We start from the raw sequence: 26,573 nt of genomic DNA, 5'->3' as shown, positions 1-26,573 counted from the left end.
TCGGAGAACGCGGAGGATTTCGATGGAAGGCAGGATCGTCCTCATCACCGGAGCGAACAAGGGTATCGGCTTCGAGGTAGCCAGGCAGATGGGTAGCAAGGGACATAGGATCTGGCTCGGCAGTCGGGACGAGGATCGGGGTGGGGCGGCGGCCTGCCGCCTCGCGTCCGAGGGCCTCGACGTTCGCGCGCTGATCCTCGATGTGACCAGCGAGGAAAGCGTGCTGGCGGCGGAGACCAGGATCCGGGCGGAAGATGGGAGGCTGGACGTTCTCATCAACAACGCCGGTATCCCGGGAGGTCAGGGAAAGCCTCCAAGCCAACAGCCGCTTGACGACATCGAAGCGGTCTACGCGACTAACGTTTACGCTCCGATCCGCGTCACTCAGACATTCCTGCCGCTACTGAAAGCTGGCAACGGTGCCGCGGTGGTGATGGTGATCAACGGGCTTGGATCGCTTGCTTGGCTGTCCGATCCCGACCATCCTTATAATCGCGTCAACATCCTCGGCTACAACAGTTCGAAGACAGCACTTAACGCGGTCACCGTTTCTTTCGCCAAGGAGTTCAAGGCTTACGGCATCGTCGTGAACGCGGCGGATCCCGGCTACACGGCAACGGACTTCAACGACCACACAGGCTACCGCACGGTGGAGCAGGCCGCAGCGGGTATCGTCTGGTTGGCCGATTGCCGGGATCCCGAAGCCACGGGCGGTTTCTACTTCGAGCAGACTCGAGCACCCTGGTAGTTTGGATATCGACATGCCTTCGGAAGGTGGCTGCTCGAGGGCAGCCGCTCCATCGTCTTGCCGCAATACAGCTTTGCCGAAGTACGTGCGACTGCTCCTGGCGCCGGGGGAGGGGAAATATCGGCCGCCTGACATCTGTGGCCTTGGTCGTGGCACCATTCCATCCGCATCTTCGAGGACGATCGGACATCTCCGTCCGAGATCGATCCTCGAGGAAGCTGGCTTTAACACAGGAGCGATGATCGGCGGAGGTCATGCCTCCGCCGATCATTGGCATTCGAAGATCGTGAGACCGGATCAGGCCCGGTCGTCGAGCTCCGGGACCCCGCTGCTGCGATCGGCGTAGGCAGCGAGGAAGGTCGGTCGGGTCTGCCAACGCTGCCAGAAGGCGTCGATGTGCTCGAAGCGCTCGTCCAGCGGCGTGGCGTTCACCGGGAACTTGGAGAAGGCGACCGCCGTCGCCAGCGTGATGTCCGAGAACGTAGGCTGATCACCGCCCAGCAGCCATTCGCGGCCGTCGGAGAGATGGCGATCGACCAGTCCGGCATGCGTCAGCGCGACCTTGCGCGAGTGCTCGCCCCAGGCGGGATTGCTGGTCAATTCGAGCTTCGGGCCGAGATCTTGGTGCAGGACGTGGAACGCCGTGACGATGGGATAGAGGATGTGCACCCACACGCGATTGTCCCACATCTGGTCCAAGCCGCGCTCGTGGGCCGTCGCGCCCATGATCTCCGACCGTCGAACGTATCGTCGAGATACCGCGCGATTGCCGATGTCTCGCTGAGGAAGGAACCGTCGGCTAGCGCAAGGGTCGGCGTCTCGCCCCACGCGTTCATCTTCAGGTGCCGCCAGCCGCGCTGCTCGCCGACCGGGGACATGTCGTAGATCGTCTGTTCAAACCGGTCGGCGATGCCCTTCTCATCGTGCCGGGTGGTGCGTGGGGACCGGACACCCTCCGCGCCGACACCGACGCGCTCGACCTAGTCAGGAAGGCGGCCGATGCCGGAAAGGTCGTAGCGGCGATCTGCCATGGTCCCTGGGTGATCTCCGACGTTGGCGTCACTCGGGGAAAGAAGGTGATGGGCTGGCTCGCCACTCGTCCGGATCTCGAGAATGCGGGCGCCACGTTCATCGACGAGGCTGCAGTCACGGACGGGAACATCGTCACCTCCCGCGGACCGCTAGACCTCGCCGCCTTCGTGGAGGCGATCGACCAGCTCCTGCTCCGAGGGTAGTCGGTTCTTTCGCCGCCAGCTAGGAGGCAGGCCGTCAGACATGAAGACGGCCATGCTCGCAGGAAACCGTATGACGGAGCAGCACATGGATGAGGTTGAGGCTTTCATCCGCGGGCTGCCGAAGACGGACCTGCATATGCACCTGGAAGGCAGCATCGAGCCGGAGCTCATGGTACGTCTCGCCGGCCGTAATGGCATACCGTTGCGCTGGAAGACTCCCGATGCGCTTCGGGGTGTCTATGAATTCGAGAATCTACAATCCTTTCTGGATCTCTACTTCGACGGTTGTCGGGTGATGGTCACCGAGCAGGATTTCCGGGAGGTGACGAGCGCCTACCTTGCTCGAGCCGTGTCTGACGGTGTGATCCACGCGGAAATGTTCATCGGTCCACAGAGCTTCCTGGAGGGGGGCACTTCAATCCGGGCCCTCATGAACGGCGTTCTTGGCGCCATGGCCGACGCGAGAGCCAGCGACGGGATCAGCTCAGGCCTACTGATCAGCGTGCATCGGCACAGAGCGGAGGCGGATGCGATCCTGATCCTGGACCAGATCATGCCTTGGCGCGATCAGGTCGTTGGGATCGGTATGGGCGGAGCGGAAGTCGGCAACCCTCCTTCGCGGTTCGCCCGCTTCTTCGCCTTGGCGCGAGAGCGCGGCTTCAGGACCTGCGTACACGCCGGTGAGAGGGGCCGGCGTCCTATGTCCGCGAGGCTCTCGAGCTCCTGAAGGTCGATCGTATCGACCATGGCAACGCGTGCCTCGCCGATCCCGACCTGGTCGAGGCACTTGCGCGGGGCCGCGTTCCGTTGACGGTCTGCCCGCTTTCCAACGTTCGCCTGAAGGTCGTGAGGGATATGGCCGAGCATCCGTTACAGGCGATGTTGGATGCCGGGTTGAACGTCACGATCAACTCGGACGATCCTCCATATTTCGGCGGCTACGTCACGGAGAACCTTCTTGCATGTTATCGAGATCTCGGCGTCACGGTCGCCGATATCGTCGGACTCGTCCGCAATGGCATTGAGGCCGCGTTCCTCACACGTGAACGGCGAGTTGAACTGCTTAGCAGGTTGCAACGGTATCTGGACGGTCGGAACATGGCTGACAATCACATGTCCTGAGGCCGTTCATGATCCTGCGCGGGCATTGGTCGAGGTTTCACCGCCTCCGGGTGCGATCGCGCCTGCCAATCGTCCTTGAGCAACGCATAGCCGACCTCGTCGTGCCACGCCCCGGCTGACCATCGGCTTCCTACCGATCGGGTCACCAGGCGCAGCCCAACCCTCGCCATCAACCTTTCGGACGCCGTGTTCGACGCGAGGCAATGGGCAGTCAGGCGATGCAATCCACGCACTTTGAAACACCAGTCGACCAGCGCTTCGACCGCCTCGGCGCCGTACCCCTGACCTTGATGGTCCGAATTGAGCCACCATCCGAGGTCACCGGTAGTCGGTCCCTCTTGCGGTAGGAAGAAGCCGACCTCTCCGATGATGCTGGGCTCGTTCTGCCGTTGAACCGCGAACATGATCCATCCGGAGTTTTCCGCCCTGGATCCGACTGCGATACCAAAAGCGCGCGGGCGTCTTCCGGGCTGATCGGCTCCATCATCTGTGCGGCCAACGCGGCAGGATCATTCCGGTAGGAAAGATAACCGGAAAGGTCGTCGATTGAGGGGGTGCGCAGAACGAGTCGGGAGGTGGAGATCAACTTTGCCAATCGAGGTGCTCGCTTTTCCGTGCGCATTTGCATCGAACGAGAAGCCAGCTGGTAGCAGCCGTCCTCGGATGCCGGCGAGGCTTCTCATCCGAGGTGTCGTGTCACCTTCGCTCGGATATCCATCCGCGGTCAAGCGGAGGAACGATAGTGCGCAAGCTCGTGGAGCTAAAATCAGAGGCTTCGGAGCAACTGTCCCTCTGTCCTGATCCTCAGAGCCAGGCCCTGTCGTTCACTGGACCAGTTATCGACGCTCGCCTGCATCTTCAATTATGGGGGGAGCGGCCTGTCCGCTTTCGGTCGAGCGCGCGAGAAAGCAGACATTCGTTCAGGCGGCGCAGGATGAGGGCTTGAACGCTCAATTCTGGAGGAGAGCGGAACGGCCGCTTTTGGGCGGTCGACCGCGGTAATCGGCAGCTCGTTCATCCAGTGGCGCAGAGCGGTACGAACGACCGCAGGTGGGGGGAGAACGGCTTGGCCGCTTTCGGGCGTTTCGATGGCGTAAGCCGACGTTAGTTCACCTCCGCCCCACAGCAGCTACGCGCCCCACCTTCGGTGCCTCGATTCGGATGCATCGAGCGTCACCGCTATCCGGCATAGGAACCGGTACATAATCCGGCATACCACCCGACGCGCAACTCGCAAAAGGCAACAAAGTCAGGTACCTACCGACCTTTTAAACCGGCAGATAATCCGGTATGATCCCGCATGGATGTGACAACGATGGAGCCGATGGTCCCCGAGGAGGCGTCCCGCCTTCTCGATGATGACATTCTGCCCCTGATCGCGGAAGCCAACCAACTGGCTGGGCGCATCCACCCCATTCTCCGCGACTCGATCGGCGATCTCGTCCGGTCGATGAATTGCTATTATTCGAATCTGATCGAGGGGCACGATACGCACCCGCGCGACATCGATCGGGCGCTCGCCAACGACTTCTCGGTCGAGCCGAAGAAGCGCGACCTGCAGAAGGAGGCCGTCGCCCATATCCACGTCCAGCAGCTGATCGACACCGGCCACGACCCTGATGCCTGGCCGGCTTCGGCCGCCTACGCTTCGTGGCTCCATGAAGAATTCTGCTCGCGGCTGCCGCCTGAAATGCTGTTCGTAACCGACCACAAAACCGGGGAACGGCTCGAGATCATTCCCGGCGCCTGGCGTAAGCGTGACGTCGACGTCGGACGCCACCTGCCGCCCCCGCATGAAGACCTGCCGCGCTTCATGGCGCGCTTCGACACAGCTTATGGGTCGCCGCCGCTCAGCAAGACGCGGCAGATACAGACGGTTGGGGCCGTGCATCACCGGTTCCTCTGGATTCACCCGTTTCTCGACGGCAACGGACGCGTCGCACGCCTGATGTCGCACGCGCTCTACAAACGGCTCGGGATTGGTACGAGCCTATGGTCAGTGGCGCGAGGGCTCGCGCGCGACGAGGAGCGGTACAAGGCACTGCTGGCGCAGGCCGACGGACCGCGCGAAGGCGACCGCGACGGTCGGGGTAATCTTACGCAGCGGGGTCTGATCGAGTTCTGCAAGTTCTTCCTCGATCGGTCCGTCGACCAGATCCGATTCATGAGTGGGCTGCTTGAGCCGATGACGCTCCTGACCCGTATGGAAATCCACATAGAAGAGGAGGTCCGCGCCAAGCGATTGCTGCGTGGCAGCTTTGCCGTGTTGCGCGAGGCCGTGATGAACGGCGAGGTCGAGCGTGCTAAGATCCCGTCGCTGACAGGCTATGAGGAGCGTGGCGCTCGCAACGTGACATCGGGTCTGGTCGAGCGCGGGATGCTCACCGCCGCCTCGCACCGCGCGCCGCTCCGACTCGCCTTCCCGGCCGACGTCGCTGAGCGCTGGTTCCCCAACTTGTATCCGGCCAATGCAGGCTCGCGCCATGACCGATAAGATCGTCGAGCTGATACGACGCTTCACGCCCATGTCGCCTCGATCGGCGGAGTGGGACTTCCTCATGCCGGGGAGCGGCAAGTCAATGCGGTGGCACGAGATCGAGGACGCGTATCGTGTCCTCGTAATTGCCGACCCGGGCGCCGGAAAGACATTCGAGGCGCAGACCCGTGCCAAGAGGATCAAGGAGCGTGGTCGCCATGCCTTCTTCATCCGGATTGAAAAGATCGACAGCAACTTCGAGCAGGCGTTTGAGGTCGGGACCGCCGAGGAATTCGAGGCTTGGCTCGCATCGACAGACCAAGCGTGGTTCTTCCTCGATTCCGTCGACGAAGCGCAGCTGGAGACTCCGCGCGCGCTTGAGGACGCCGTGCGGATTTTCGGGGCGCGGTGCCATGCGGCGCTGGACCGCGCGCGCATCTTCATCACCAGCCGCGAGGACGCGTGGCGCGCACTGCCCGACCAGACGCTCATCGAACAGCACCTGCCCTATGGCGAGCCCGAACCGTCCGAACGCGGCGCCGACACGAGCCGCGACAGCGATCCGACCCTCAAGCTGTTTCGGCTGGCCGGGCTCAGCGAGGATGAAATTCGTCTGTTCGCCAGCCACTATGGCATCAGCGACGTCACGGACTTCGTCGATGCCATAAAGCGCGCGAACCTGCTGCAGCTCGCCGAGCGCCCGTTCGACCTCAAGGCGCTCATCCGCGTCTGGATCGCGGACCACAAGCTCGGCAGCCGTTTCGACGTCCTCCAACGCATGATTGCCTTGCAGTTGGCGCCGCTGTCAGCAACCACCGCTGCCGTTCGCCTGGACGCCGCGAAGTTGCGGGCCGGCGCGCAAATGCTTGCCGGCGCGGTGATGATGACGGGCAAGGCGGTGATCTGCCTGCCCAATGGCGTGCATAGCCCTGATCGGATTGATCCCCGCGTCCTGCTCGTAGGATGGTCGGATGCCGAGATCAAAGCGCTACTTCGAACCGGATTGTTCGACGACATCGTCTACACGAGCGTGCGCTTCCGGCATCGCGAAATTCGCGAGTTGTTGAGCGCGGAGTGGGCGAACGATCTTCTGAACCGGCCCGGCGAACGGCCGCGGATCGAAGATCTATTTTTCCGAGAGCGCTACGGGGAGGCGGTCATTGTTCCTCGCACCCGCCCGACGCTCACCTGGCTCATTCTTCTCGACGACGCCGTGCGCGACAAGGCGCTGGCGATCGCGCCGGAGATCGCGACCGAGGGCGGCGACCCCTCGCGGCTTCCGCTCGATGTCCGCCAAGCCATGCTGAGCAATATCGTCGAGCGCATCGCGACGCGGAGGGGCGGATGAGCATTATGGACAACAGCGCAATCGAGCGCATTGCGACACCGGAACTTGCCGCCGATACGCTGGCCCTGCTCGAGAAGTATCGGTCGAACGACGATGTCGTCTTCTTCATCGGCCGGCTGGTCTGGCAGGGCAACATGGCGTCGTGCGCGCCGCTCCTGCTTGAGATCGCGGCCGATACCATCCGGGGCAAATATGCGCGGATCGCAGCGATCCGGGGCGTCATGTCGGTCGGCGCCGACGAGCTGAAGGACCAGCTGTGGCACAGGATCGCGGATGACCCGGCGTTGCTCGATCGAGCGGTCTTCGCCGAATTGCTCGACTGGGCGCCGCTGACGACGCGCGGTGTCGATCTGGTCCTGCGAACGCTCGACCATACCGCACCCCATGAGCGCTTCAACGCGACGGGCCTCGTCCATGCGATGCACGAATTCATCGAGCGATTGCCGGTCATGGCCGATGCGGCCGATGTCCATCCGCTGGGTCAGCTCATCGAAGGCTTCAACCGGTTCCTTGAGCGCGAGCCCTATGTCGAGCGTGGCGAATGCCACGTGTCCGAGGAGTTCGCCTGGCTGATGCCGGCGGCTCTTCATGCCGTCGATCGCCTCGTTGCCGCGCGCTCGACAGCGGCATTGCAGCCGACCGCACTCGCGGTATTGCGCAACACGCCTGCGCTTCGGTTCTGGCGCAGCGGTGATACCGACGAATACAAGAACTCACTTTCGCAGAACGTGCACCGCTGGCGCGAACTCAACGACCTTCTCTACTGGACGAGCGTCGCCGCGTGCCGCGCCCGCAAGGAAGCCAAGGGCGAGGTACTGCGCGATGACTGGCAGATGGCGTTTATGGGTCATTTCTGGGGGTTCGGCCCCGAGGATTTCGATCGGTGCCTCGCCTGGATCGCGGAGAAGGACGGCGACGATCGGTACATCGCGCTTTCGCGGTGCATCCAGCTCTACATTCAGGCGGATCGGCCATCGGCATGGCTCGAACCGCTTCGCGCGGCTGTCGCCGACGATCCGGGTCTCTCAGAATTTCTTGAGTCACGGCTCAATCCCAAGCCATCCCCGGCGATGGAGCGGATGGACGCCGAACATCGCCGCTGGAAGCGGAAAAATGACGCGCGCGACCGCAAGCATAAGAAGGATCGGGAGGATTGGGTGCGCGCACTCCAGGCCCATCCCGATCGCATCCTCCATCCGGCCGGCTTGAAGCCCGGCGAGTTCAGCGGCGATCAGTATCATCTGCTTCTCAGCGCGATGAGCAGTGGAGTCTCGACAAGCCGGGAAGATGGCGCCGACTGGCGTGCGCTGATCCCCGAGTTTGGCGAGCCGGTTGCGCGTGCCTATCGCGACGCAGCGATAGCCCACTGGCGCATTTATCGGCCCACGCTGCGCTCGGAAGGCGGGGACACGGGACGGACGCCCTATTCGCTGATCTTCGCGATGACCGGCCTCGCGATCGAGGCCAATGAGGACAGCGCCTTCGCCCAGCGCCTGACGCCCGATGAAGCGCGTCTGGCGTTCCGCTATGTGACCTGGGAACTGAACGGCTTTCCCGGCTGGTTCGAGCAGCTGTATCGCGCCTTTCCCGACATTGGTCGCGAGGCCGTCACAACCGAGCTGTTGTGGGAACTGAAGCACAGCGTGGGCGAACAGCCGTTGCACTACGTTCTGCATGACATCCTCTACCATGCGCCGTGGTTGCATGCCGAGGTTGGGTCGCTGATTCTCGACTGGCTGCGGGCCAACGACATCCCCAACGCCGACGCCTTGCGCTACAGTCTGAATATTCTCGCCGGCAGCGGCGTGGCACCCGAAACCCTTGCCGAGCTTTCGGCGACCAAGGCGACTGGGACGGTGTTGGACGAGCAGCGGCCACGATGGTTCGCGATGTGGGTCGATACCGATCCATCGGCTGCCATTCCGGTGCTGGAGTCCCATCTCGCCGGCCTGTCACCGGAGGACGGATCGGACTTCGCACAGCAGTTCATCGTCGCGCTTCTCGGCGATCGGCACGGCGCCGGCGTGCGTGTCGGTGCCTATCGCAACGCGCACGATCTCAAGACCCTGTATGTGCTGATGCACCGCTACATCCGGGTGTCAGAGGATATCGAGCGTGCCGGAAAGGGCGTTTATTCGCCCACCACGCGCGACAATGCGCAGGAGGCGCGCAACACGCTGTTCAATATGCTGATCGAAGTGCCAGGGCCGGATGCATATGCCGCGATGAAGGCCTTGGAGCAGGAACATCCCGAGCCTGAATATCGAAGCTGGATGGCGGTAAGGGCGCGGCAGCGTGCGACACAGGACGCCGACGAGCCTTTGTGGTCGGTCGAACGAGTTCGCGACTTCGCCAAGATGAATCCAGCTGATAGCGCTGCTTCTTGACATATCAAGTTGAGCAACGCGCGGCGCCTCCGAGATCAAGGATTCGACATTTAGCACGGACCAGTTAGGAGCCGGTCAGTTCGCTCCCGACCCAATTGCAGCCGTCAGGTGTTAGCTGAACTAACGGCCGTTCCCCGGAGACGTGTAAGCGCCCCTGAGTGGCCGGGTTTGGGTCCAAACACTTCTTCAACTACGTAGCGCGCGGAAGACTCTACTCGGCATTCGAAGTATGAAGCAAATGAAAAGTATCAAGAACAGCCGCGCTTTGCACGGCTAGGATCATACCGCTGTTCGGCTTAACGAACAGCCCATCAACTTCGGTTTCAACAACACCATCAGTCCGATAAACTAGACTCTTTTCGCGAAGTTCATTCCTATACCCGGAGATAATGCCGATGAGTATTGGCGTTCCATCTCCGATATCAGCATACACCGGGCCGCCAGAGTAACCAGGATTGTTAAATCCATCTAAGACGGTTAGTGTGATGCCATTGTGGATGATAGCACCGCTTAAATGAGCATGCCGGGTTAGGGGCGTTGTGAAAGCTGTTTCGGACGGGTAGGTGTTAGAAAGTCCATGTGGGAAACCTAAAAAGCGGACAGGGTCGCCAGGAAACATTCCTACAGGACGAAGATCGCTATCTTCAGCAGCCCAGATCAGATTTTCTAAGGTAAACGCGCACACGTCGTGGCCATCAGGATGCCGAACTATCTCTTTGACCGTAAACGGCGACCAATCTTTTGTCTCCCGAAAGTAGATCAGCTCGTTCTGTTGGACACCTTTGAATACGTGTGCGGCGCTAAGGAAGCCGCCATGGGGGCCGCTCTTTCGGAAAAAGCATGTGCCGACACCTGCTGCAGTCCTAACCTGAACGCATGTTCCGAGATGACCGCTCGTAAGCCTCATAGCCGCTGCTCTCATTCCGGTATTTGCGTGGCATCCATGACGCCTTGACAGAACGAGCTATTACCAACGTTTCTGTTGGTGAGCCAGAGGCCGATGAACGACCGTCGCTTATCGGAGGTGGCTCAATCAGCGACGAACGTCTGGTTATGGGGCCAACCAATCCTTCCCGGTCAGCAGTAGCCCGGCAGGAAGTGGCCTCGCGACCACCCGCGAATGTATTCCTGCAGACCGGGGATGTTGGAGGCGAAGCCCTCCACCACCCCGATGAGCCGCCGCCAGTCTTCGCGTTCGCGGATTAGGCGCTCGAGGATGAGGCCCGTCGCCGGCTCTCGGACGGTCCGCACGCTGCCCGTGGACCAGAGCTGGCCGATGGCCTCGCATGCGGCTTGCAGATGGGAGAGCGGTTCGGCCTCCTTGCCGCCCAAACGGCCCGCGAGCGCCCTTGCGCGGTCGCCCAGGCGTCCGCTCTGAAGGCAGTCCTGCTCGATGCCCAAGGCGATCATGCCGCCGGAGATGCCGAGGTGGGTATGACCTGCGCGGATCATGTCGACTGTGTGCTGGGTGAAGTCGGTCGACCCGATGCGGCCGCGGGCACTCGCCTCCGAGAGGACTGCGTGCAGCCAGGCGGACAACTTGCCGCCGCCCGCCGCGTGCATGCCGCGCAGCGCCAGATCGTCGCAGACCAGCAGCGTCCCGCTCGTGAGCGCGAGGGCTACGGCGTCGAGCATGTCGGTGCGTCCCGACTGGATCAGGTCGCGGAAGGCGGCGGGAAGATCGTCGCCCATGACCAGCGGACGCGAGGCGTCGTTGTCGCCGATCCAGGCGAGTGCGGCGAACAGGTCGTCGCGCAGCTCCTTCATCCTCTCCGCGGGCGTCTCGGTGTGGAGGATGCGTCCGCCCTCGAGGTAGGAGAGCGACGAGTGGCTGCCGTCTGCCATGAGCGACTGCGCGTCGAGCCGGGCGTCCAGGCGGTCGACGACGCTCCGGGGCACGGCGATGGGGCCGCAGATCTCCGCAACGACGTTGAGCACGCCTAGCCGCCACGCCGTCCAGAAGGACAGGAGGTCGAGCACGCATCCGCGACGCCCGTTCGCGAGGATCGCGGCCTGCGCGGCCTCCCGTTCCGGTTCGGTACCCGCCGCCACCTTGAGCGGAACGCCCTGCTCGGCGAGACCCGCGGCGACGTCGATCGTGTCCATGTGAAGCCGGGCCGCGAGCAGGTCGATGGGCATCCCGCTGGCGAGGTGGCGCTCCTGCTCGGCGAGCACCCAGTCGCGCCGCTCCTTCAGCTCCGCGATGACCTCGTCGAGGCCGTTGGGGCTTTCCGGATCGACCGTCATCGACCTCAGCCCGAACACGTCGGGGAAGCGTTCCTCGTAATTTGCGAGGACGTAGTGGAAGCGGGCCACGATCTTGTGGCGCAGCTTGGTTATCCGGGCCGATCTGCCGTCCGGCGCGGTGAACTCGTCATCGACGCGAAGACCCCAGGCGGCCTTAACGAGCGGATGCTCGGGTTCCCACGACTGCGGGTCCAGGGCGCGCAGCTCCTTGTCGGGTTCGACGACGAGGAACGCGGTCGAGCCGTTGGCGTACTCGATGTCGATGGCGACGTCGGTGCCGACCGCGTCCGGAAACCAGTTGTCCGGCCTGCCGGCGTCCTGCGGTCCCTTTCGGATAGTCATGGATGTGAGCGTCATCCAGGCCCGCGGCCGGTCGCGCTGCTGGAGGAAGAGGCGATAGGCGAACCTCGCCGCCCGATCATGGTGGCCAAAGTGGTGGAGGAGGCGGGCGACGCGGTAGGGATCGCTTCCACCGGACCAAGGGAGGTCCTCGATCGGGGTCTCGAGCGTTTCCAGCACCGCCTTAGAGCGCCCGAGCCTGAGCAGCGTCTCGATCCGCATCAGTATCGCCTTGGGCAGCCCGGGCCGGATCTCAAGCATGCGGTCGAGGTCGGCGAGGCAGCGGTCGAGGTCGCCGACGTTCCAAGAGTGGCGCGCGTCGAGCCAGAGCATGTCCGGGTGTTCGCGCACCGTCGCCGCCGCGCGCGCCAGCGCGGCGCGGAACGCGCCATCGCGTCGCGCCTCGGCGAGCGCGGTCAGGTACATGAAGGTGACGGGACGTGGGCTGTCGAGATCGGCAAGTCGCTCAATCAGGTCGGCGGCCCGGGCCTCCAGGCCGTTCTCCAGCATCGCCTCGGCGACGAGCATGCGTTCGATCGGCTCCGGATCGTCGCCGAGGTCGTCGGCGATGCCGATCAGGCGATCGCGGGTCTCCTCCTCGGCCGCGCCGGAGCGAATCGACGCCTGGAGTTCCAGCAGCCTGGCCGCGACCACGTCCTCCGGGCGGGCGAGCATGTCGTCGAGGACGGAACGGAGCGCGGCGTCGTCTTTCGCGGCGATGGCCATCTCGGCGACGAGCCTGCGCCGCATCCCCGAAACGCGTTCGTTACCCTGATCCTCCATCGCCTGGAGCGCCGCGAGCCGATCGGCGGGCGTGCCTGTGCGGGAGAATTGGACCTTCATGAGGACAGTCTCGGGTTCGCTGCTCGGTTCCAGCACCTCGACCGCCTCATCGCGCCTGCCGCGATCGATGAGCGTCATTGCGAGGAGCCTCATCAGCTGGTCCTCGCCAGGCATGGCCCTCAGGCCGTCGCGCAGCAGCGCCTCGGCCTCGTCGCGCCGATTGGCGATCCGCAGCAGCAGCGCCGCGTTGCTGACGTGAGCCATGAGGTCGTGCGGGTCGGCGTAGGCGACGTCGAGGCAGTGCTTCGCGTAGGCGAGCATGTGCGTCGCTGCCTCGTCGATCTGGAGGTCGGTGACGGCGTCGCCGCCGCCGACCACGTGCACGCGGCTGTCGACCGCGATCGAGAGGACGGCCAGCGCCTTGAGCCGGGCGAGGTCGTCAAATTCGCTGTCGCCGTCCTCGAGCGCCAGGACCCTCTTCTCCCAGCCCGGCAGCCACCGCTTGCGCAGGAAGTCGGCGACGGCGAGCTCGGCCGAGCGGGTGCCGCGCATGTCCTCGGGCACGAGTGTCTCGGGATCACCCTGCCACTCGGAGCGGGACGCGGCCTGGAGCAATGCGCTGACGGCGAACTCGGTCCTGTAGGGGCGCGCGAGCACGGCTAGGGCGATCTTCATTCCCTCGTCTGGTCTGCCCTGGATTGTTCGCGCGATGGAGAGGTTCGCTAGCGCGTCGGGATCGTCGGGGCGCAGCAGGTGGGCGCGCTCGTAGGCCTCGGCGGCTTCGGCCTGGCGTCCGCGGTCCATCAGCGCCGCCGCAATGTTGGTCTCTATCCGATAGCGCGCCCAAGGCGCGTCGGCCGCCTCGGGCCCGTCGCGCAGCGCCAGCAGCCGCCTCTCGGCCACCGCGCCTTGCCCTTCGCGCACGAGGTCGCGCAGCAGGTCGATGCGGGCGTGGAGCGCCGGATCCTCGTCGCCGATGCTCCCCGGTCCGGCTTCGGCGGCGGGCGCAGGCGAGGTGGGGACGATGCCGCGCCGCATGAACTCGTCCGCCATGTGGGCGATGAAGCCGTCGACGCTCATCGCGCCTCCGTCCGAGATCTGGACCGGAAGCGTGGTCGCCACTGATGACGGGACGAAGGCGTTGTAGGCGGGTTCGTGCAGTCCGATGAGCAGCTGGAGCTGGTCCCAGCCGTACAGGTGCACGGTCACGTCGTGCCCTTCGGCCCGAAGCTCGCGTTCGACCGCCTTCGCCGCCTGTTCCGCCTTCGTGTCGGCGGGGGCGGTGGTGGCGAAGATGATCTCCTTCACACCGAAGGTAAGCGCCAGGGCTGCGCGGCAGTCGGCGAGGATCTTGGCGTGCTTCAGGCTCCTGGTGACGAGGCGGCACTGGATGCCGACCGGATGCGCCGGGTCGCCGCCGCGGTAGCCAAGGATGTCGATACCGCCCTGGTCCTGCCCGTTGCGACCGTACTCCTTGGCGTTCGGATCCCGCAGCTCCTCTCGGAACAGCACGACGCAGTTGCGCTGGAAGGCGCCCCAGTCCTTTGGCTTCGCGATCTCGATCGAGAGCCGCTGCCCGACCGGCACGCCCGTGGACGCGAAGCTGTGCCTCCGGCCGGTCTTCGAGGGGGATATCGCCATGGCATCAACATAGAGAACAGGTGGTGAATCTCAAACGGGTTCGACGCCGGCGTTTCGTCGGCGTACGCATTCCGGCGCTGCGCGCCCGCCCGCCGCTGATGGCGATCGGCGCTTCGATCGGCAGCAGGTGCCTGGCATTCGCCACGATCTGGCCGTCGCATCCGGGAGCGCGTCGGTGAAGACGGTAGTCAGCGCGTCGGACCGCTCGACCGGCGGCTAGCCCACTGCGTAGTACCCCAGGGTTCGCTGCGACCTTCTCAGCTTGCGTGATCGTTCTGCGTCTTTCCTGAAGGCGTCTCCTGAAGCTGAACCAATGTCCGGAGCTGCGTCGGGGCTCGAGGGGCGTGAACGGCCGGATTTGGGTCAAGCGAGCCTGCGAGGCCTCGTCTTAGATCGGCCGGCGTGATGTGGCCGAAGCATATCGCCTTGATTGACCGACTTTGAAGTTGCTCTTCATGCGTCGGCCAAGTCGGCAACGTGCGCGGCGAGGCCGGTCTGACCGGGCGCAACGTGGTCCGCCATGGTGTGACGGTCGGGGAAGCCGCCGCCGTTCTGCGGACGAAAGGGAATCGGCGCGTCGGTAAACAGCCCAGCAAGACGCTCGCGCCATGCTGTCTTAATCGCCTCCACCTCTTTCGCTGTGGACACGTGACCCGCTCCATAGACCGCGTGCGTCGGAAGCACGTCCATGCCGGGGTAGAACAGCGCGCCATGCGTTAGCGGGAACAGCAGTTGGTCAATCGGACCGTTGATCCCCCGCGGGCCATAATCGGCCGCAGGACCTCCGGCCTGCACGTTGACTAGCGCCCGCTTGCCCTTGAGGATGCCATCGCCGAAGCGGAACTCGTTGGAGCCGTTCTGATAGCCGTAGGCAAAACCGAAGGCATAGACCCGCTCGATCCAGCCCTTCAGGATGGCGGGCACGCCGTACCACCAGAGCGGGAACTGCAGGATCACGGCATCGGCCGCGAGCAGCTTCTGCTGCTCGACGACCACGTCCGTGGTCTGATGCCCATTTGCGTAAGCATGGCCCGATTCCGCTATGAACGACAGCCGCTCGGGGTTGTCTCGAACGGGGAAGTCATCGGCATCGTACACCGCCTTCCACTTCATGCCGTAGAGGTCCGAATGGATCACAATGTGCCCCGCTGCGGACAACGTCTCATCCGTGACGTCAACCAGCTGCCGTGTCAGCGACGTGGGTTCAGGATGCGCGTAGACAATGAGAACCTTCATGATGCCTTCTTCCTGGTGCTCTGGGTCTTTCAGTATCCGACGACGAACTTGCTAAAGCGGCTGCCAATCCTAAGGGGGGCGGAAGGCAACCCGTCCGCTCATCCATGCGGAAGACGATCCTCCTGCCCGGGAACCGAGACGTCGTAGGCGTTGAGCAGCATCGAGATCAGGGCGTAGCCGCCTACCAGGTAAATCAGCTCGGCCGTTTGTTCGTCGCCGAAAACCTGCACGGCACGTTGGTAGGTGGATTCTGGAAGCTGCTTGCCGGCGGTCAGGGCCACAGCGACGTCGTAGGCGGCCTGCTCCTCCCTGGTCAGGTCGGCGGGGCGTTGGCCGGCCGCGAGCGCGGCGATCTTGGCGTCGCTCAGGCCGACGTGCGCGGCCACACGCTCGTGGGCGTAGAGCTCGTAGCGCGAGTTGAACGTCGCCCCCGTAGCCAGGATGGCCACCTCCTTCGCCGGCTTGGGCAGTGTGGAGTTCTCGAGCAGCTCCTTGGTGTAAGCCCATGCAGTCACCCCGAACTTGGGAAAGCGCAGCATCGGCGCGAAAGGACCGACAAGGGCACCGTTATCGCGCTTCGAGACGTAAGCGTTCTGCCGGTCGGCGATCTCCGCCATATCGTCATGAAGAGCCCGCACGTTTGGCGGCATCTGGTCGGGGGGAAAGGGCGGTGCGCGCATCGTTTCTCTCCTGGTCAGAAAGGGAATTTGTACGGCCGGCGGGCGGCGCCTGCGCCCCCGACCCGTTCTCGGGAAGGCGAAAGGCTCGGCGAACTCGCCAATCCGGCAGGTGGGGTGTCACGTCCCGAAGTTGAAATCGAACCTTCTGGCTGTTGTTATCGAGCGCATGGATACCAGGAACCTTGATCTCGGCCTGCTCGTCACACTTGAAGCCCTGCTGGCGGAACGGAATGTCACGCGTGCCGCCCGTCGTTTGAACCTGAGCCAGCCCGCCTTGTCGGCCCGGCTGGCGCGGCTTCGCGACGCCCTCGGCGATCCCCTCCTCATTCCGGCGCGGCGCGGGATGGTCCTGACCCAGCGCGCGGTTGAGCTTCAGCAGCCGCTGCATGAAGCGCTGGAGGCGGTTCGCCGGGTTGTGACCGAAGGAATGCCGTCCGACCCGGCGACGATGGAGGCTACTCTGGTCATCGCCGCGAGCGACTATGTGCAGTTCGCTCTGCTTAGCCGCTTCTCGATCGCGCTCAGGACCGAGGCTCCCAGGGTCCGCCTTGCCTGGCGTGCCCTCGACGTGCTGGCGCTCGCTACACAGTTGGAGCGCGGCGAGGTCGACTTGGCCCTGGCACCCTCGGATCATGCACCGGCGGCCATGCGTCAACGCCAGCTCTTTCAAGAGGAGTATGCGGTGATTGCCCGGCAGGGACATCCGGCCGTGCAGGGGCAACTCAGCCTGGATGTGTTCTGCGCTTTGGAGCACGTCGTCGTGTCTCCTCAGGGTGGAGGGTTCTCCGGGCCTGCCGATGCGGCACTGGAGGCTGTCGGCCGCCGGCGTACCGTAGCGCTGTCCACGTCAGGGTTCCTGATCGTGCCGGAGGTCGTGTCGCGGTCCGACATGATTGCGCTGATCCCGCGACGGGTCGCCAATGGCTGGTTGGATCGGGTGAAGGTGGTGGAACCGCCGCTCGCCATCGCTGGCTTTGCCATCGCGAGTGTCTGGCACGACCGGACCACCAACCATCCGGCACAACGCTGGCTTCGTGAACGACTGACGACGTTGGCCGCAGAAGGTTAGTCAGGACCTCGACTGAAGGTTGCGACGGCGCTTCCTAAGATGCCCTCCCGCTTTCATACGCTGATGGAGCAAGGCGGGGCGCATCGGAACCCACATAAGGCGACCCTTAAAGCTGAACGAATGACCGAAGCTGGAAGCGACACAGGGTGTCACGAACGGCCGAAACTGGGTTGAAGCGGACGCCGCGAAGCGCTGGCGCGGAGCCGATCCGCGCCCATTCCGACATGCGAACCCGTCGGCGCTGAAGCCGCATGATGCCAATTAACATCTCTTTACTCCTCGACACTGGGTCGACCCCCTACCTTTCGCGCAGCAACCTCGATGAGCGGAGACCGACATGTCCACATCCACAGAAGGCGGAGCGATCTCGCGCAATCCCGCGGACGGCTCGCTGATCAGCAACTATCCGTTCCAGACGGCGGACGAGATCGAGCAGACGCTGCAGGGTTGTGCCTCCGCCTACGCAGCCTGGCGAGCGACCCCCATCGACGAGCGGGCCGCCCGTTATCGACGCCTGGCGGAGACGCTGCGCGACCGCTCGGAGACGCTCGCCAAGCTCGTGACGGCGGAAATGGGCCGCACCATCACCCTGGCCCGCTTCGAAGTGGAGAAATGCGCCTCGACCATCGAGTGGATCGCCGAGCACGGCCCGGCGATCCTCGCCGACGAACCCGCGCAGGTCGAGGGCGACGAGGTCTACGTTTCGTTTCTTCCCATCGGCACGGTCTTGGGGGTCATGCCTTGGAACCTACCCATCTGGCAGGCGATCCGGGCTGCCGGTCCGATCATGCTGTCAGGCAACGGTTTCCTCCTGAAGCACGCCACCAACGTGATGGGCTGCGCGTACGCGCTCGAGGAGGTCTTCGAAGCCAGCGGCTTCCCACGCGGCCTCTTCGCCAACCTGAACGCCGACAATGACACAGTCGCACGCGTCATCAAGGATCCTCGCATCGCCGCGGTCACCGTCACGGGGAGCGTCCGGGCCGGGTCGGCCGTCGCCTCCACGGCGGCGCGGGTCATCAAGAAAAGCGTGCTCGAGCTGGGCGGTGCGGATCCCTTCATCGTCCTCGCGGATGCCGACCTGGAGGGGGCCGTGAAGGCCGCCGTCCAGTCGCGTTTCGAGAACGCGGGACAGGTCTGCCTGGCGGCCAAGAGGATCATTCTGGAGCGCCCGATCGCCCAGCGTTTTCAGGACGCTTTCGTGCAGCGCGCCGCCGCGCTCAAGGTAGGCGACCCGATGGACGAGTCCACCTTCCTCGGACCCATCGCAAGGGCTGATCTGCGCGACGGCGTCCACGACCAAGTAGCGCGGTCGGTTCTGGCCGGGGCCAAGCTGCTGCTGGGTGGTCGGAAGATCGACGGGCCAGGCTTCTTCTACGAGCCGACGGTCCTTGGCGACGTCAGGCCCGGTATGGCGGCCTTCGACGAGGAGGTATTCGGACCGGTCGGCGCTCTCATCGTCGCCGAGGATGCTGAGGATGCGATCCGCCTCGCGAACATGAGCGATTATGGGCTGAGCGGCAATATCTGGACTGCGGACATCGAGAAGGCGCGTGCGATGGCCCGGAGACTGGAAACCGGTGGCGCCTTCATCAACGGCTTTACCGCTTCAAACGTCCGCGTTCCCGTCGGCGGCGTGAAGCAGAGCGGCTTCGGACGCGAACTGTCGCATTTCGGCCTGCGGGAATTCACCAACGCGCAGACCGTCTGGGTGAAGAAGCCGGCTTGAACACGTTAGACCCGCCGTTCGATAAGAGGATGATCCGATGGGCGACAAGAACATGAAGTTAGGCTTCGTTGGTTTCGGCGCCATGCCGAAGCGGATGGCCGCCCGGCTGCGGGACGCGGGTTTCCAGGCGACCGTCTTCGACCCTTATCTGAAGCCGGATGCGATCGAAGGGTTCAAGTCCGTCGACAGCGCCCCCGATCTGGCCCGGGAGGTCGAAGCGATCCTAGTCGCCGTTCCGAACGATGCCGCGCTCGCCAAATCGATGACCGGCCCCGGAGGAGCCCTCGAGGGCGCCCGGGAGGGCCAGCTGCTGCTAAATTTCAGCACGGTTTCGCCGTCGGCTTCGAAGCGATTGGCCGAGGCGGCAGCCGCGCAAGGAGTTCGCTACGTGGAGACGCCGATGTCCGGCAGCACGCCGGAAGCGGAGTCGGGCAAGCTGGTCTTCCTCGCCGGCGGTCGGCCGGAGGATATCGATGCGGCGAAGCCCATTCTCGAGGTGATCGGGCGCAGGACCGTGCGGATCGGAGAGGCGGGCGACGGCGCAGTAGCGAAGCTCATCGTGAACGGGATCATGGCGACGGGCACGAACGCTCTTGCGGAGGGGCTTGCATACGCCGCACGCGCCGGAGTGGATCGAGATACCCTGATCGACGTGCTGTCCGACCTGATCCTCGTCTCCGAGCATCACAAACGGAAGCTCGCGATGGCGCGGGCGAACGACTTTCCCCCGCAGTTTCCGACCAGGCTGATGTCCAAGGACATGGGCTTGCTGCTCGACGATACTCGCGAGCGCGGCGTTTCGGTCCCGGGCATGGCTGCGGTCGCGCAGCTTTATGCACACGCGGCGCGTGTCCGTCCCGACGACGACTACGCATCGGCGATAGCCGTCGCGGAGGAGCTGGCGAACGACAATTGACGACATCGGGCGTCGCCGGTCTAGCGTGGCCGGGTCTAACCGTACCTTCGGTGGCAAGCGGCGCAGTGGCGGCCCCGTATCGGCTTCCGGGACGCTGCGCCGCCATCGGACAAGACCAGGCCTCGACGCAAGACTGCATCGCCGTTTCCACAGGGTTGATCGGCGTTTCGGACGTGTGGATCAGCTTTCTTATATCCTTTGCCGAAGATCAGGAGGTTGCAGATGCCCAAGATGTTCGTCCAGGCACCCGCAGGAGCCTACGATGAAGCCGCGCGCGCTCGGATCGCTCGTTCGCTGACGGACCTCGGCATGACGTGCGAACGGCTGGCCGATACTGAAAAGGTCCGAGCCGGCGTGTGGGTCCTGTTCAACGAAGTGGCGCCGGGCGCAGCGTTCAGCGGTGGCGAAATCGCCGCTACGCCAATTGTCGCCCTGATCGTCTACGCACTGGAAGGCGGCCTCGACGAGAGTGGCCGGACCAAGCTTATAAGGGAGGCGACCGCGATCCTCGCGGCGGACCTTCCCACCGATGTTCCGCACTCCATCTACGTCTCGATCCAGGAGACGCCGGAAGTCGCCTGGGGAATGAATGGCGCCCAGGTCTCCCTTGCTTCACTACGCACGTGATGGATCGCCTGGGAAGCTGGTCGATGGGGGCTCACGAGGTCCGAGGGGCGCGTAAATTCGTCTGCGCCGCGTTCAGGGCCTGATCCCGCTGCGACCCGTCCAGCAGCAGACCAAGGATTTGGCGGCCGATCCCACCCCATCGCCGGACGCTTCATTTCCGGCGATGGGCTTGACCAGTTTCGAGGGACGCGATCTCCAGACCGGGCGCTAGCGGTTGCATGGGGGCTGTCTGGCTGGCGCTTAATAGGCGGGGTTTGCTCAAGACGCTCCAGAGCCCCGGTGTGGGCTAGTTCGGGGGAGCAGACATGCACCGGTTGCGATCGACCGCCTAGAGGCCGCCGACCTGATGAGGCCGAGCGTCAGCGGTATGGGGCCCGGCTTGGTCCCCGAAGCGACGAGTTCCTGTTCCATCAGATACCGTGCAGGTATCGGTGCAACGCCGCGACCACGACTGAGCCCTCTCCTACGCTTGAGGCGACGCGTTTGACGGATTGGGCCCGGACGTCGCCGACAGCGAAGATGCCCGGCCGCGACGTGCCGTAGACGCCGCCTGCGACCGCAGCATCTCGAGCGAATCCGGTGACGACGAAGCCCTTGTCGTCAAGTTCGATGCAGTCGCCGAGCCACTCGGTGTTCGGCTCCGCGCCGATCATGACGAAGACGTTCGCCACCGGGCGCATCTTTCCGCTCTGGTCCCTAGGAGAGGCAGAGAGCAGCGCCTGTTCTCTCTGTTCCCATGCATCGCGCCCACCGGTGTTGGCCGATGAATTGGGCCGGCCCGGAGGGGCGACGCACCTCGGATTCGAGCGGCAACGAGCGGAGGAACCAGGCCGACAATCAGCCACGATCCTCACTCGTGGCTGGCCGTCGGTGGCGGAGCCGTCAAGCGGCCGCCGTCAACTCCTCGATCCTCTCGATGGCAGCTTCCATGGCCGCGCGGTCCTGCTCGGGTCCGTAGGCCACACCCTCCGCGCGAATGACATTGATCTGCTCGAGGCCGAGCGTCCGAAAGACCGCTTCGAGGTAGCCGGAGAGATGATCGTTCCCCGCGGAAGCGCCTTCGGAGTAGATTCCGCCGGAGGAGAGAACTAGATACGCACGTCCGCTCAGCAGTCCTTGCGGGCCTTCGGCGGTGTAGCTGAAAGTCTGCCCGGCGATGGCCACGTGATCGATCCACGTCTTCAGGGTCGATGGGACCGTGAAGTTGTACATGGGCGATCCTACCACCACCACATCGGCCGCTTTAAGTTCGTCCACAAGCGCCTTAGAGCGTCCCAGCGTCGCGATCAGTTCGGGATCGTTGGCGTTCTCGGGCATCCAGGCATGTAGGATCGTCAAGTCCACATGCGGCAGCTGGTTGGCGACTAGATCGCGGTAGATGACCGTAGCTCCGGAATTTGCCTCCTTCAGCCGCTCGACGAGCCTGCTTGTCAGGCGACGCGTATGGGAGGTCGCGACGTCGCTAGCGCTAACATCGAGGTGGAGGATCTTCATCGAGTTGGCTCCGGTCTAGAAAAGTGACCAGAGCCAGCTATGTGACTCTAGCGGCCTCGCCAAGAGGTCATTTTTCGAAGACCTGGTCATAGAAGCTGACTTACGCAGAGCCGGATCACGTGGATTGCAGCCGATTCAGCGGTATTCTAAGTTTGATCGGCGACAAGTGGACCGTGATGATCGTCTTGACGCTCGTTGATCAACCAAGGCGTTTCAACGAAATCAAGCGTATCAATGGGGGCATAAGTCAGCAGATGCTGTCTCGGACTCTGAGCGCACTGGAACGTGACGGCATGTTGACGCGCACCGTAAATCCCACGATTCCTCCTCAGGTCGAATATGCACTGACGCACCTGGGGCAATCCCTGGCTGGGCCCATCAACGAGCTTGGAGCCTGGGCGAGGAGCCATATCTTGGAGATCGAGCGCAACCGACTGGCTTTTGATGAGGCTAAAGCCAAGGTTTAGATCTCTTTTATTCGGTATCGTCGACGGTCGAACAGGTTTGCCAAAGATGCAGACATATCCGCTATCCGCAACCTGCATAAAATGAATCTGAACCGCGCGGCGAGGGGATTGAGCGGAGATCGGGTTTATGCATGCCGACGTGACAAAAAGTCAGGACATTCACTTTCAATGAAAGGAATACTTGATGTCTGAGACTCCGTTCATCGATTGATTTCGTCGCTCCTCGGCTCCGAGGTCCCAGAGAGCGCCGCGATGGCCGCATTTTGCATTGCTTTACTACGCGTGCATCTCCTTGGCACTAAAGCGCTTCATAATTTTGGTACAATCCAAATGGCATATGCAAGCGAAGCAGGGGTTTTGACGTGCTCCCCAAAGCTCCTCCAGTCATAACTGGAGTCCGGGGTTGTCATGGTGCCCGTCGGGGCGGTGTTGCACAACCCGCCCGGCAGCATCGGCGGGCGTCAGCCCGCCTATCCCGCTATGCGGCCGCACATGGTTGTAGTCGTCGCGCCAGAGCCGCAGCACCGAGCGAGCATGGCCGAGCGAGACGAACAGCGTCTCGTTGAGGCATTCGTCGCGCAGGCGGCCGTTGAAGCTCTCGACGTAGCCGTTCTGCTGCGGCTTGCCGGGCGCGATGTAGTGCCATTCGATAGGGCGCTCCTGCGTCCACTTCAGGATCGCCAGACTGGTCAGCTCGGTGCCGTTGTCGCTGACGATCATCAGCGGCGGTGCGCCTCTCACCGCGATGATGGCGTCGAGCTCACGGGCGACCCGCGCGCCTGACAGCGAGGTGTTGACCACGAGCGCCAGGCACTCGCGCGTGAAGTCGTCGACCACCGCCAGGATGCGGATGCGCCGGCCGCTGATCAGCGTGTCGCTGACGAAGTCGAGGCTCCAGCGCTGGTTCGGTCCCTGGGGCAGCGTCATGGGCGCCCGCGTGCCCATGGCTCGCTTGCGACCGCGCCGGCGCCGCACGCGCAGGTTCTCCTCGCGGTACAGCCGCAGCAGCTTCTTGTGGTTCATGACCAGGCCCTCGCGAGCCAGCATGATCCCCAGCCGCCGGTACCCGAAGCGGCGACGCTCGGCCGCGATCTCCCGCAGCCGCGACCGCAGGTCGCCATCATCAGATCGCCGATGCGCATAGCGCATCGACGTCCGATCCACGCCGAAGATGGTACAGGCCCGACGCTCGCTGATGCCGAACACCTGTCGAGCATGCTCGACAGCCTTCCGCTGAACGGCAGGCCCTACCAGTTTTTTGCTGCCGCCTCCTTGAGCACGACATTGTCGAGCATCGCGTCCGCTAGCAGCCGCTTCAGCCGGGCGTTCTCTTCCTCCAGCACCTTCAGCTTGCGCGCCTGCGACACGTCCATGCCGCCGTACTTCGCCTTCCACGCGTACAGCGTCGCGCTGCTGATACCGTGCTTCCGGCACACGTCGGCGGTCTTCATTCCGCCCTCCTGCTCACGCAGCACCGCGATGATCTGCTCCTCGCTGAACCTGGCCTTCTTCACGTCCGTCTCCTCACGAAGGCGGACTCTAGCTCAGACTGGCGGAGTTTCAGGGGAGCACGTCAGTTTAGGCAAGAGCATTCTCTCTTTTATAAACGGTGGTCTTGCCAAATTCCCGCCGGTACGCGCTAGGCGCAACGCCGAAGCGCTTGTGAAAAGCTGCGTTGAAGTGGGTTATGTTTTTGAATCCGCTTTGATATGCCACTTGGCTTACCAGGTCGGATCCTCTTCTTAATAGACTAGAGGCCAAATTGAGACGAAGTTCTGTTAGGTGCGCGAATGGCGTATTGCCTGTAGCGGCTTTGAAAAGCCTTACGAAGTGGAATTTGCTTACAGCGGCGGCCTCGGCAATTTTTTCAAGCTCGATCTCCTCACTGAGATGTGCTTGCATGTAGTCGATTGCCCTTTGGAGCCGCAGATCGACGACCCCCCCAGCCCATGCCGGCTGTTCGGGCTGCAAATTTCCGCCACGACCAAGCAGGTGGACGACAATCCATTGTGCCGTCGCCTGTGCGTAGATATCGGGTAGATTGTCGCGCATTCCTCTTAGCAGCGCCAACATGACACGCTCTAGGACACCATCTCTGATCGCCAAGGCGGTCATATTAGGACGATGGGATCTTTGTCCTGGTCGGCGGAAGACCTCGACTGCTTCTTCGAAGAGTCGCTTGCATATGAAGACATGAAGCCATTCGACGGGTGGGCTTTTTGGTGAAGTCTCCCATCGGATCCATTGGCTCTCCTCGGGTTCGGCGAGGAAGATGGTCCCAGCGGAAAATGTGCGACCGATCCACTGCCCTTTCTCGTGATACTCTATTCGGCCGTGGCCACCCGTCATGACGGTGATGCGTTGATCCGGCGTCCGGCCCGTCTCGTATCCCGTGCACTTGCTTGCGCCGCGAGAGTGGCCGGTCAGCAAGGAAGTCCAGCCGATCTCATCACTCCGCTCCACAGCTGCAACGCCTGGCTGGAAGGAGAGGAAGTCGAGGCTTTTGGACGAATAGTTGCGAGGATCCAGTGCGTTCTCCGGCACCGAATGAGCTATGCTGTCGTTTGCCCTGTTCGAAATGATCGCCATAACCAGGATCTCTCGATACGATGTATGATGCTTGTGAAGCCGATCAGGTTGAAGAGGCGATGCGGGGTCGTGCCGCCCGCCAAGATAGCGAGCCCACCAGTTGCCTGCGACTTCAAGAGTGTCAGCACAGGCTTTTCGGCCCTACTGCGCGCAACGCTTCGGTTCGCTACGCGACTCTCCATGATCTCGTCGGGCTTTCAAATGAGCGGATGATGGCACTTATCATCGATGTTGATCACCTGTTCTGGCAGCACGCTCGATGACGTCAGCCACGGCTCGGGGCTGTGAAATGAAGACGGCGTGGCTACCTCTGATTTCGGTCACCTTGGCCTTCGCACGAGCGTACATCACCCGCTCTAGGTCAGGGTTGATTATGCGATCCTGAGTGGCGACGATCGCATAGGCGGGCTTATGCCTCCACGCGGGATCCGCGATCGGCGTCGAGGTGATCTTGCTGTTCCAGGGCACTTGAGACAAGGCCATGAACTTTGCTTCGGCGAGCGGCACATCAGCGGCGAAGTCGGCGGGAAATTTGGACTGATCGACCAGAAGATATCCATCGGCCGTCGACACGATGCTGTTCGCCGCCCCGGGTTTGCTCCTGACCTGCGACTTGACGGTCTCGCCCTCGTCGGGCACGAACGCCGCCACATACACTAGACTGGCCACGTGCGAGTTGTTCCCAGCCTCGGTGATGATGGCTCCGCCATAACTGTGGCCGACCAAGACTGCAGGGCCACGTTGGCGGTCTAGCACTCGATTGGTGGCGCCGACATCGTCTTCCAAGGATGTCAGCGGCTCTTGCACGACACTGACGACATAACCGTCGTGCGCAAGGATGTCGGCGACCCGCTTCCAGCCGGATCCGTCCGCGAAGGCACCGTGGACGAGGACGATGTTCCGCGCGCCATCTTCCGCTCGATTTGCGAGCGCTTCCGAGCCAAGCAAGCAGCCAAAGGCGGTGGTCAGGATTGCAGCCACGCGTCTCATCATGATGCCTTTCGACTATCGTTCAATCGATGCTGCCGAGGCAGCGGAGTGTGGTTGGGAGCGACGTTGGCCGTGGCTCGTCCGTTGCAGCCGAGCCTCAACCGCGCTCGCCTCCTGATTTAACATTGAACCCGATGCTCAGATTGGAGAAGTTAATCGTGGTAAAGTCGCCCATCGGTGGCTGGCGCCGCATGAGGCGGGCAGCGGCGGCAAAGCTAGTGACGGGGTGCTTGCCCTGAACGATGCCCTGATGTTGATCGGTAAGATCACTCAGCGAGCGGTGGTCATCCCGATTGACCCATCCCATGACGGCCACACAGGCGGACCGAGGTAAAGCGAGGGTGGCGATGTGGCATCGGAACCGCGTGCCGCACGGGGACGCTAACTTTGCCCGAGCTGCCCGGTTGCCTGACCATCGCGCGAGTGCATGAGTCCGCGCGGCAGGCTGGG

General features: G+C 63.3%; 23 protein-coding genes and 1 pseudogene. 11 read left to right on the top strand and 13 right to left on the bottom strand.

Annotation, left to right across the window (positions count from 1 at the left end; all coding sequences use genetic code 11):
* The first annotated feature begins 22 nt into the window (after positions 1–22).
* Positions 23–748, top strand: a complete 726-nt coding sequence (locus LHA26_RS05530) for an SDR family oxidoreductase (RefSeq protein WP_252167736.1) — start codon at positions 23–25, stop codon at positions 746–748.
* Between the two features lie 297 nt (positions 749–1,045).
* Here LHA26_RS05530 and LHA26_RS05525 read toward each other — a convergent pair whose 3' ends face one another.
* Positions 1,046–1,438, bottom strand: a complete 393-nt coding sequence (locus LHA26_RS05525) for a glutathione S-transferase C-terminal domain-containing protein (RefSeq protein ID WP_367890746.1) — start codon at positions 1,436–1,438, stop codon at positions 1,046–1,048.
* Positions 1,345–1,626: a thioredoxin domain-containing protein gene (locus tag LHA26_RS20155; protein ID WP_367890740.1), complete on the bottom strand. Its 282-nt coding sequence runs from the start codon at positions 1,624–1,626 to the stop codon at positions 1,345–1,347. The genes LHA26_RS05525 and LHA26_RS20155 overlap by 94 nt, the downstream gene beginning before the upstream one ends.
* On the opposite strand from LHA26_RS20155, the gene LHA26_RS05520 reads away from it, so the two are divergent.
* Positions 1,591–1,983: a DJ-1/PfpI family protein gene (locus LHA26_RS05520; protein WP_252167734.1), complete on the top strand. Its 393-nt coding sequence runs from the start codon at positions 1,591–1,593 to the stop codon at positions 1,981–1,983. The genes LHA26_RS20155 and LHA26_RS05520 overlap by 36 nt on opposite strands.
* A gap of 40 nt (positions 1,984–2,023) precedes the next feature.
* Positions 2,024–3,105 (top strand): annotated as a pseudogene (locus LHA26_RS20150) (adenosine deaminase).
* On the opposite strand, the gene LHA26_RS05510 reads toward LHA26_RS20150, so the two are convergent.
* On the bottom strand, positions 3,093–3,548 hold the full coding sequence (locus tag LHA26_RS05510; RefSeq protein WP_302898067.1) for a GNAT family N-acetyltransferase: 456 nt from the start codon (positions 3,546–3,548) through the stop codon (positions 3,093–3,095). The pseudogene LHA26_RS20150 and the gene LHA26_RS05510 overlap by 13 nt on opposite strands.
* 872 nt (positions 3,549–4,420) lie before the next feature.
* Between LHA26_RS05510 and LHA26_RS05505 the strand changes: the two genes are divergently transcribed.
* The 3 genes from LHA26_RS05505 to LHA26_RS05495 are packed head-to-tail and all read left to right on the top strand — an operon-like array spanning position 4,421 to position 9,316.
* Positions 4,421–5,599 (top strand): Fic family protein, encoded by a 1,179-nt coding sequence (locus LHA26_RS05505; RefSeq protein ID WP_252167732.1) that lies wholly within the window; start codon positions 4,421–4,423, stop codon positions 5,597–5,599.
* A complete protein-coding gene (locus tag LHA26_RS05500) occupies positions 5,589–6,929 on the top strand; it encodes an NACHT domain-containing protein (RefSeq protein ID WP_252167731.1) in 1,341 nt (446 codons plus the stop codon). The genes LHA26_RS05505 and LHA26_RS05500 overlap by 11 nt, the downstream gene beginning before the upstream one ends.
* A complete protein-coding gene (locus LHA26_RS05495) occupies positions 6,926–9,316 on the top strand; it encodes a hypothetical protein (RefSeq protein WP_252167730.1) in 2,391 nt (796 codons plus the stop codon). The genes LHA26_RS05500 and LHA26_RS05495 overlap by 4 nt, the downstream gene beginning before the upstream one ends.
* Before the next feature lie 211 nt (positions 9,317–9,527).
* Here LHA26_RS05495 and LHA26_RS05490 read toward each other — a convergent pair whose 3' ends face one another.
* From LHA26_RS05490 to LHA26_RS05475, 4 genes are all read right to left on the bottom strand, one after another.
* Positions 9,528–10,223: a trypsin-like peptidase domain-containing protein gene (locus tag LHA26_RS05490; RefSeq protein WP_252167729.1), complete on the bottom strand. Its 696-nt coding sequence runs from the start codon at positions 10,221–10,223 to the stop codon at positions 9,528–9,530.
* 170 nt (positions 10,224–10,393) lie between these two features.
* On the bottom strand, positions 10,394–14,326 hold the full coding sequence (locus tag LHA26_RS05485; protein WP_252167728.1) for a tetratricopeptide repeat protein: 3,933 nt from the start codon (positions 14,324–14,326) through the stop codon (positions 10,394–10,396).
* Between the two features lie 453 nt (positions 14,327–14,779).
* Positions 14,780–15,562 carry an NAD(P)H-dependent oxidoreductase gene (locus tag LHA26_RS05480; RefSeq protein ID WP_252167727.1) on the bottom strand — a complete coding sequence of 261 codons (783 nt, stop codon included), beginning with the start codon at positions 15,560–15,562 and terminating at the stop codon, positions 14,780–14,782.
* Between the two features lie 98 nt (positions 15,563–15,660).
* The gene (locus LHA26_RS05475) at positions 15,661–16,242 is read right to left on the bottom strand and encodes a carboxymuconolactone decarboxylase family protein (RefSeq protein ID WP_252167726.1); all 582 of its coding nucleotides are present in this window, start codon (positions 16,240–16,242) and stop codon (positions 15,661–15,663) included.
* Positions 16,243–16,372: 130 nt separating this feature from the next.
* On the opposite strand from LHA26_RS05475, the gene LHA26_RS05470 reads away from it, so the two are divergent.
* The 4 genes from LHA26_RS05470 (at position 16,373) to LHA26_RS05455 (ending at position 20,583) form a co-directional block, all read left to right on the top strand.
* Positions 16,373–17,311, top strand: a complete 939-nt coding sequence (locus LHA26_RS05470) for a LysR family transcriptional regulator (protein ID WP_252167725.1) — start codon at positions 16,373–16,375, stop codon at positions 17,309–17,311.
* Between the two features lie 337 nt (positions 17,312–17,648).
* Positions 17,649–19,040, top strand: a complete 1,392-nt coding sequence (locus LHA26_RS05465; RefSeq protein ID WP_252167724.1) for an NAD-dependent succinate-semialdehyde dehydrogenase — start codon at positions 17,649–17,651, stop codon at positions 19,038–19,040.
* Positions 19,041–19,077: 37 nt separating this feature from the next.
* The gene (locus LHA26_RS05460; protein WP_252167723.1) at positions 19,078–19,956 is read left to right on the top strand and encodes an NAD(P)-dependent oxidoreductase; all 879 of its coding nucleotides are present in this window, start codon (positions 19,078–19,080) and stop codon (positions 19,954–19,956) included.
* A gap of 222 nt (positions 19,957–20,178) precedes the next feature.
* Positions 20,179–20,583 (top strand): tautomerase family protein, encoded by a 405-nt coding sequence (locus LHA26_RS05455; RefSeq protein ID WP_252167722.1) that lies wholly within the window; start codon positions 20,179–20,181, stop codon positions 20,581–20,583.
* A gap of 410 nt (positions 20,584–20,993) precedes the next feature.
* On the opposite strand, the gene LHA26_RS05450 is transcribed toward LHA26_RS05455, so the two are convergent.
* Together LHA26_RS05450 and LHA26_RS05445 are read right to left on the bottom strand one after the other, a co-directional pair.
* Positions 20,994–21,254, bottom strand: coding sequence for an NAD(P)/FAD-dependent oxidoreductase (locus LHA26_RS05450; RefSeq protein WP_252167721.1), 261 nt, complete (start codon positions 21,252–21,254; stop codon positions 20,994–20,996).
* A gap of 211 nt (positions 21,255–21,465) precedes the next feature.
* Positions 21,466–22,077 (bottom strand): FMN-dependent NADH-azoreductase, encoded by a 612-nt coding sequence (locus LHA26_RS05445; protein ID WP_252167720.1) that lies wholly within the window; start codon positions 22,075–22,077, stop codon positions 21,466–21,468.
* 152 nt (positions 22,078–22,229) lie between these two features.
* On the opposite strand from LHA26_RS05445, the gene LHA26_RS05440 reads away from it, so the two are divergent.
* Positions 22,230–22,544 (top strand): winged helix-turn-helix transcriptional regulator, encoded by a 315-nt coding sequence (locus LHA26_RS05440; protein WP_252167719.1) that lies wholly within the window; start codon positions 22,230–22,232, stop codon positions 22,542–22,544.
* Between the two features lie 384 nt (positions 22,545–22,928).
* On the opposite strand, the gene LHA26_RS05435 is transcribed toward LHA26_RS05440, so the two are convergent.
* The 4 genes from LHA26_RS05435 to LHA26_RS05420 all read right to left on the bottom strand — a co-directional run bounded on the left by LHA26_RS05435 (position 22,929) and on the right by LHA26_RS05420 (position 26,430).
* A protein-coding gene (locus LHA26_RS05435; protein ID WP_437441234.1) for an IS3 family transposase occupies positions 22,929–24,058 on the bottom strand; the annotation gives its coding sequence in 2 pieces (ribosomal slippage) (positions 22,929–23,812 and positions 23,812–24,058; 1,131 coding nt in all).
* A gap of 64 nt (positions 24,059–24,122) precedes the next feature.
* Positions 24,123–25,133: a helix-turn-helix domain-containing protein gene (locus tag LHA26_RS05430; protein ID WP_252167717.1), complete on the bottom strand. Its 1,011-nt coding sequence runs from the start codon at positions 25,131–25,133 to the stop codon at positions 24,123–24,125.
* A gap of 222 nt (positions 25,134–25,355) precedes the next feature.
* Positions 25,356–26,114 (bottom strand): alpha/beta fold hydrolase, encoded by a 759-nt coding sequence (locus tag LHA26_RS05425; RefSeq protein ID WP_252167716.1) that lies wholly within the window; start codon positions 26,112–26,114, stop codon positions 25,356–25,358.
* 106 nt (positions 26,115–26,220) lie between these two features.
* Positions 26,221–26,430 (bottom strand): hypothetical protein, encoded by a 210-nt coding sequence (locus LHA26_RS05420; protein ID WP_252167715.1) that lies wholly within the window; start codon positions 26,428–26,430, stop codon positions 26,221–26,223.
* Between the last annotated feature and the right edge of the window lie 143 nt (positions 26,431–26,573).

It is taken from the genome of Sphingomonas morindae, assembly GCF_023822065.1.
GTDB classification, from domain to species: Bacteria; Pseudomonadota; Alphaproteobacteria; order Sphingomonadales; family Sphingomonadaceae; genus Solisphingomonas; species Solisphingomonas morindae.
This window is presented reverse-complemented; position numbering and strand designations above follow the sequence as displayed.

Coding starts and splice junctions, on each gene's coding strand:
- LHA26_RS05530 (WP_252167736.1), top strand. CDS start 23: ATGGAAGGCAGGATCGTCCTCATCACCGGAGCGAACAAGGGTATCGGC.
- LHA26_RS05525 (WP_367890746.1), bottom strand. CDS start 1,438: ATGTGGGACAATCGCGTGTGGGTGCACATCCTCTATCCCATCGTCACG.
- LHA26_RS20155 (WP_367890740.1), bottom strand. CDS start 1,626: ATGTCCCCGGTCGGCGAGCAGCGCGGCTGGCGGCACCTGAAGATGAAC.
- LHA26_RS05505 (WP_252167732.1), top strand. CDS start 4,421: ATGGAGCCGATGGTCCCCGAGGAGGCGTCCCGCCTTCTCGATGATGAC.
- LHA26_RS05500 (WP_252167731.1), top strand. CDS start 5,589: ATGACCGATAAGATCGTCGAGCTGATACGACGCTTCACGCCCATGTCG.
- LHA26_RS05495 (WP_252167730.1), top strand. CDS start 6,926: ATGAGCATTATGGACAACAGCGCAATCGAGCGCATTGCGACACCGGAA.
- LHA26_RS05490 (WP_252167729.1), bottom strand. CDS start 10,223: ATGAGGCTTACGAGCGGTCATCTCGGAACATGCGTTCAGGTTAGGACT.
- LHA26_RS05485 (WP_252167728.1), bottom strand. CDS start 14,326: ATGGCGATATCCCCCTCGAAGACCGGCCGGAGGCACAGCTTCGCGTCC.
- LHA26_RS05480 (WP_252167727.1), bottom strand. CDS start 15,562: ATGAAGGTTCTCATTGTCTACGCGCATCCTGAACCCACGTCGCTGACA.
- LHA26_RS05475 (WP_252167726.1), bottom strand. CDS start 16,242: ATGCGCGCACCGCCCTTTCCCCCCGACCAGATGCCGCCAAACGTGCGG.
- LHA26_RS05465 (WP_252167724.1), top strand. CDS start 17,649: ATGTCCACATCCACAGAAGGCGGAGCGATCTCGCGCAATCCCGCGGAC.
- LHA26_RS05460 (WP_252167723.1), top strand. CDS start 19,078: ATGGGCGACAAGAACATGAAGTTAGGCTTCGTTGGTTTCGGCGCCATG.
- LHA26_RS05455 (WP_252167722.1), top strand. CDS start 20,179: ATGCCCAAGATGTTCGTCCAGGCACCCGCAGGAGCCTACGATGAAGCC.
- LHA26_RS05445 (WP_252167720.1), bottom strand. CDS start 22,077: ATGAAGATCCTCCACCTCGATGTTAGCGCTAGCGACGTCGCGACCTCC.
- LHA26_RS05430 (WP_252167717.1), bottom strand. CDS start 25,133: ATGGCGATCATTTCGAACAGGGCAAACGACAGCATAGCTCATTCGGTG.
- LHA26_RS05420 (WP_252167715.1), bottom strand. CDS start 26,430: ATGGGATGGGTCAATCGGGATGACCACCGCTCGCTGAGTGATCTTACC.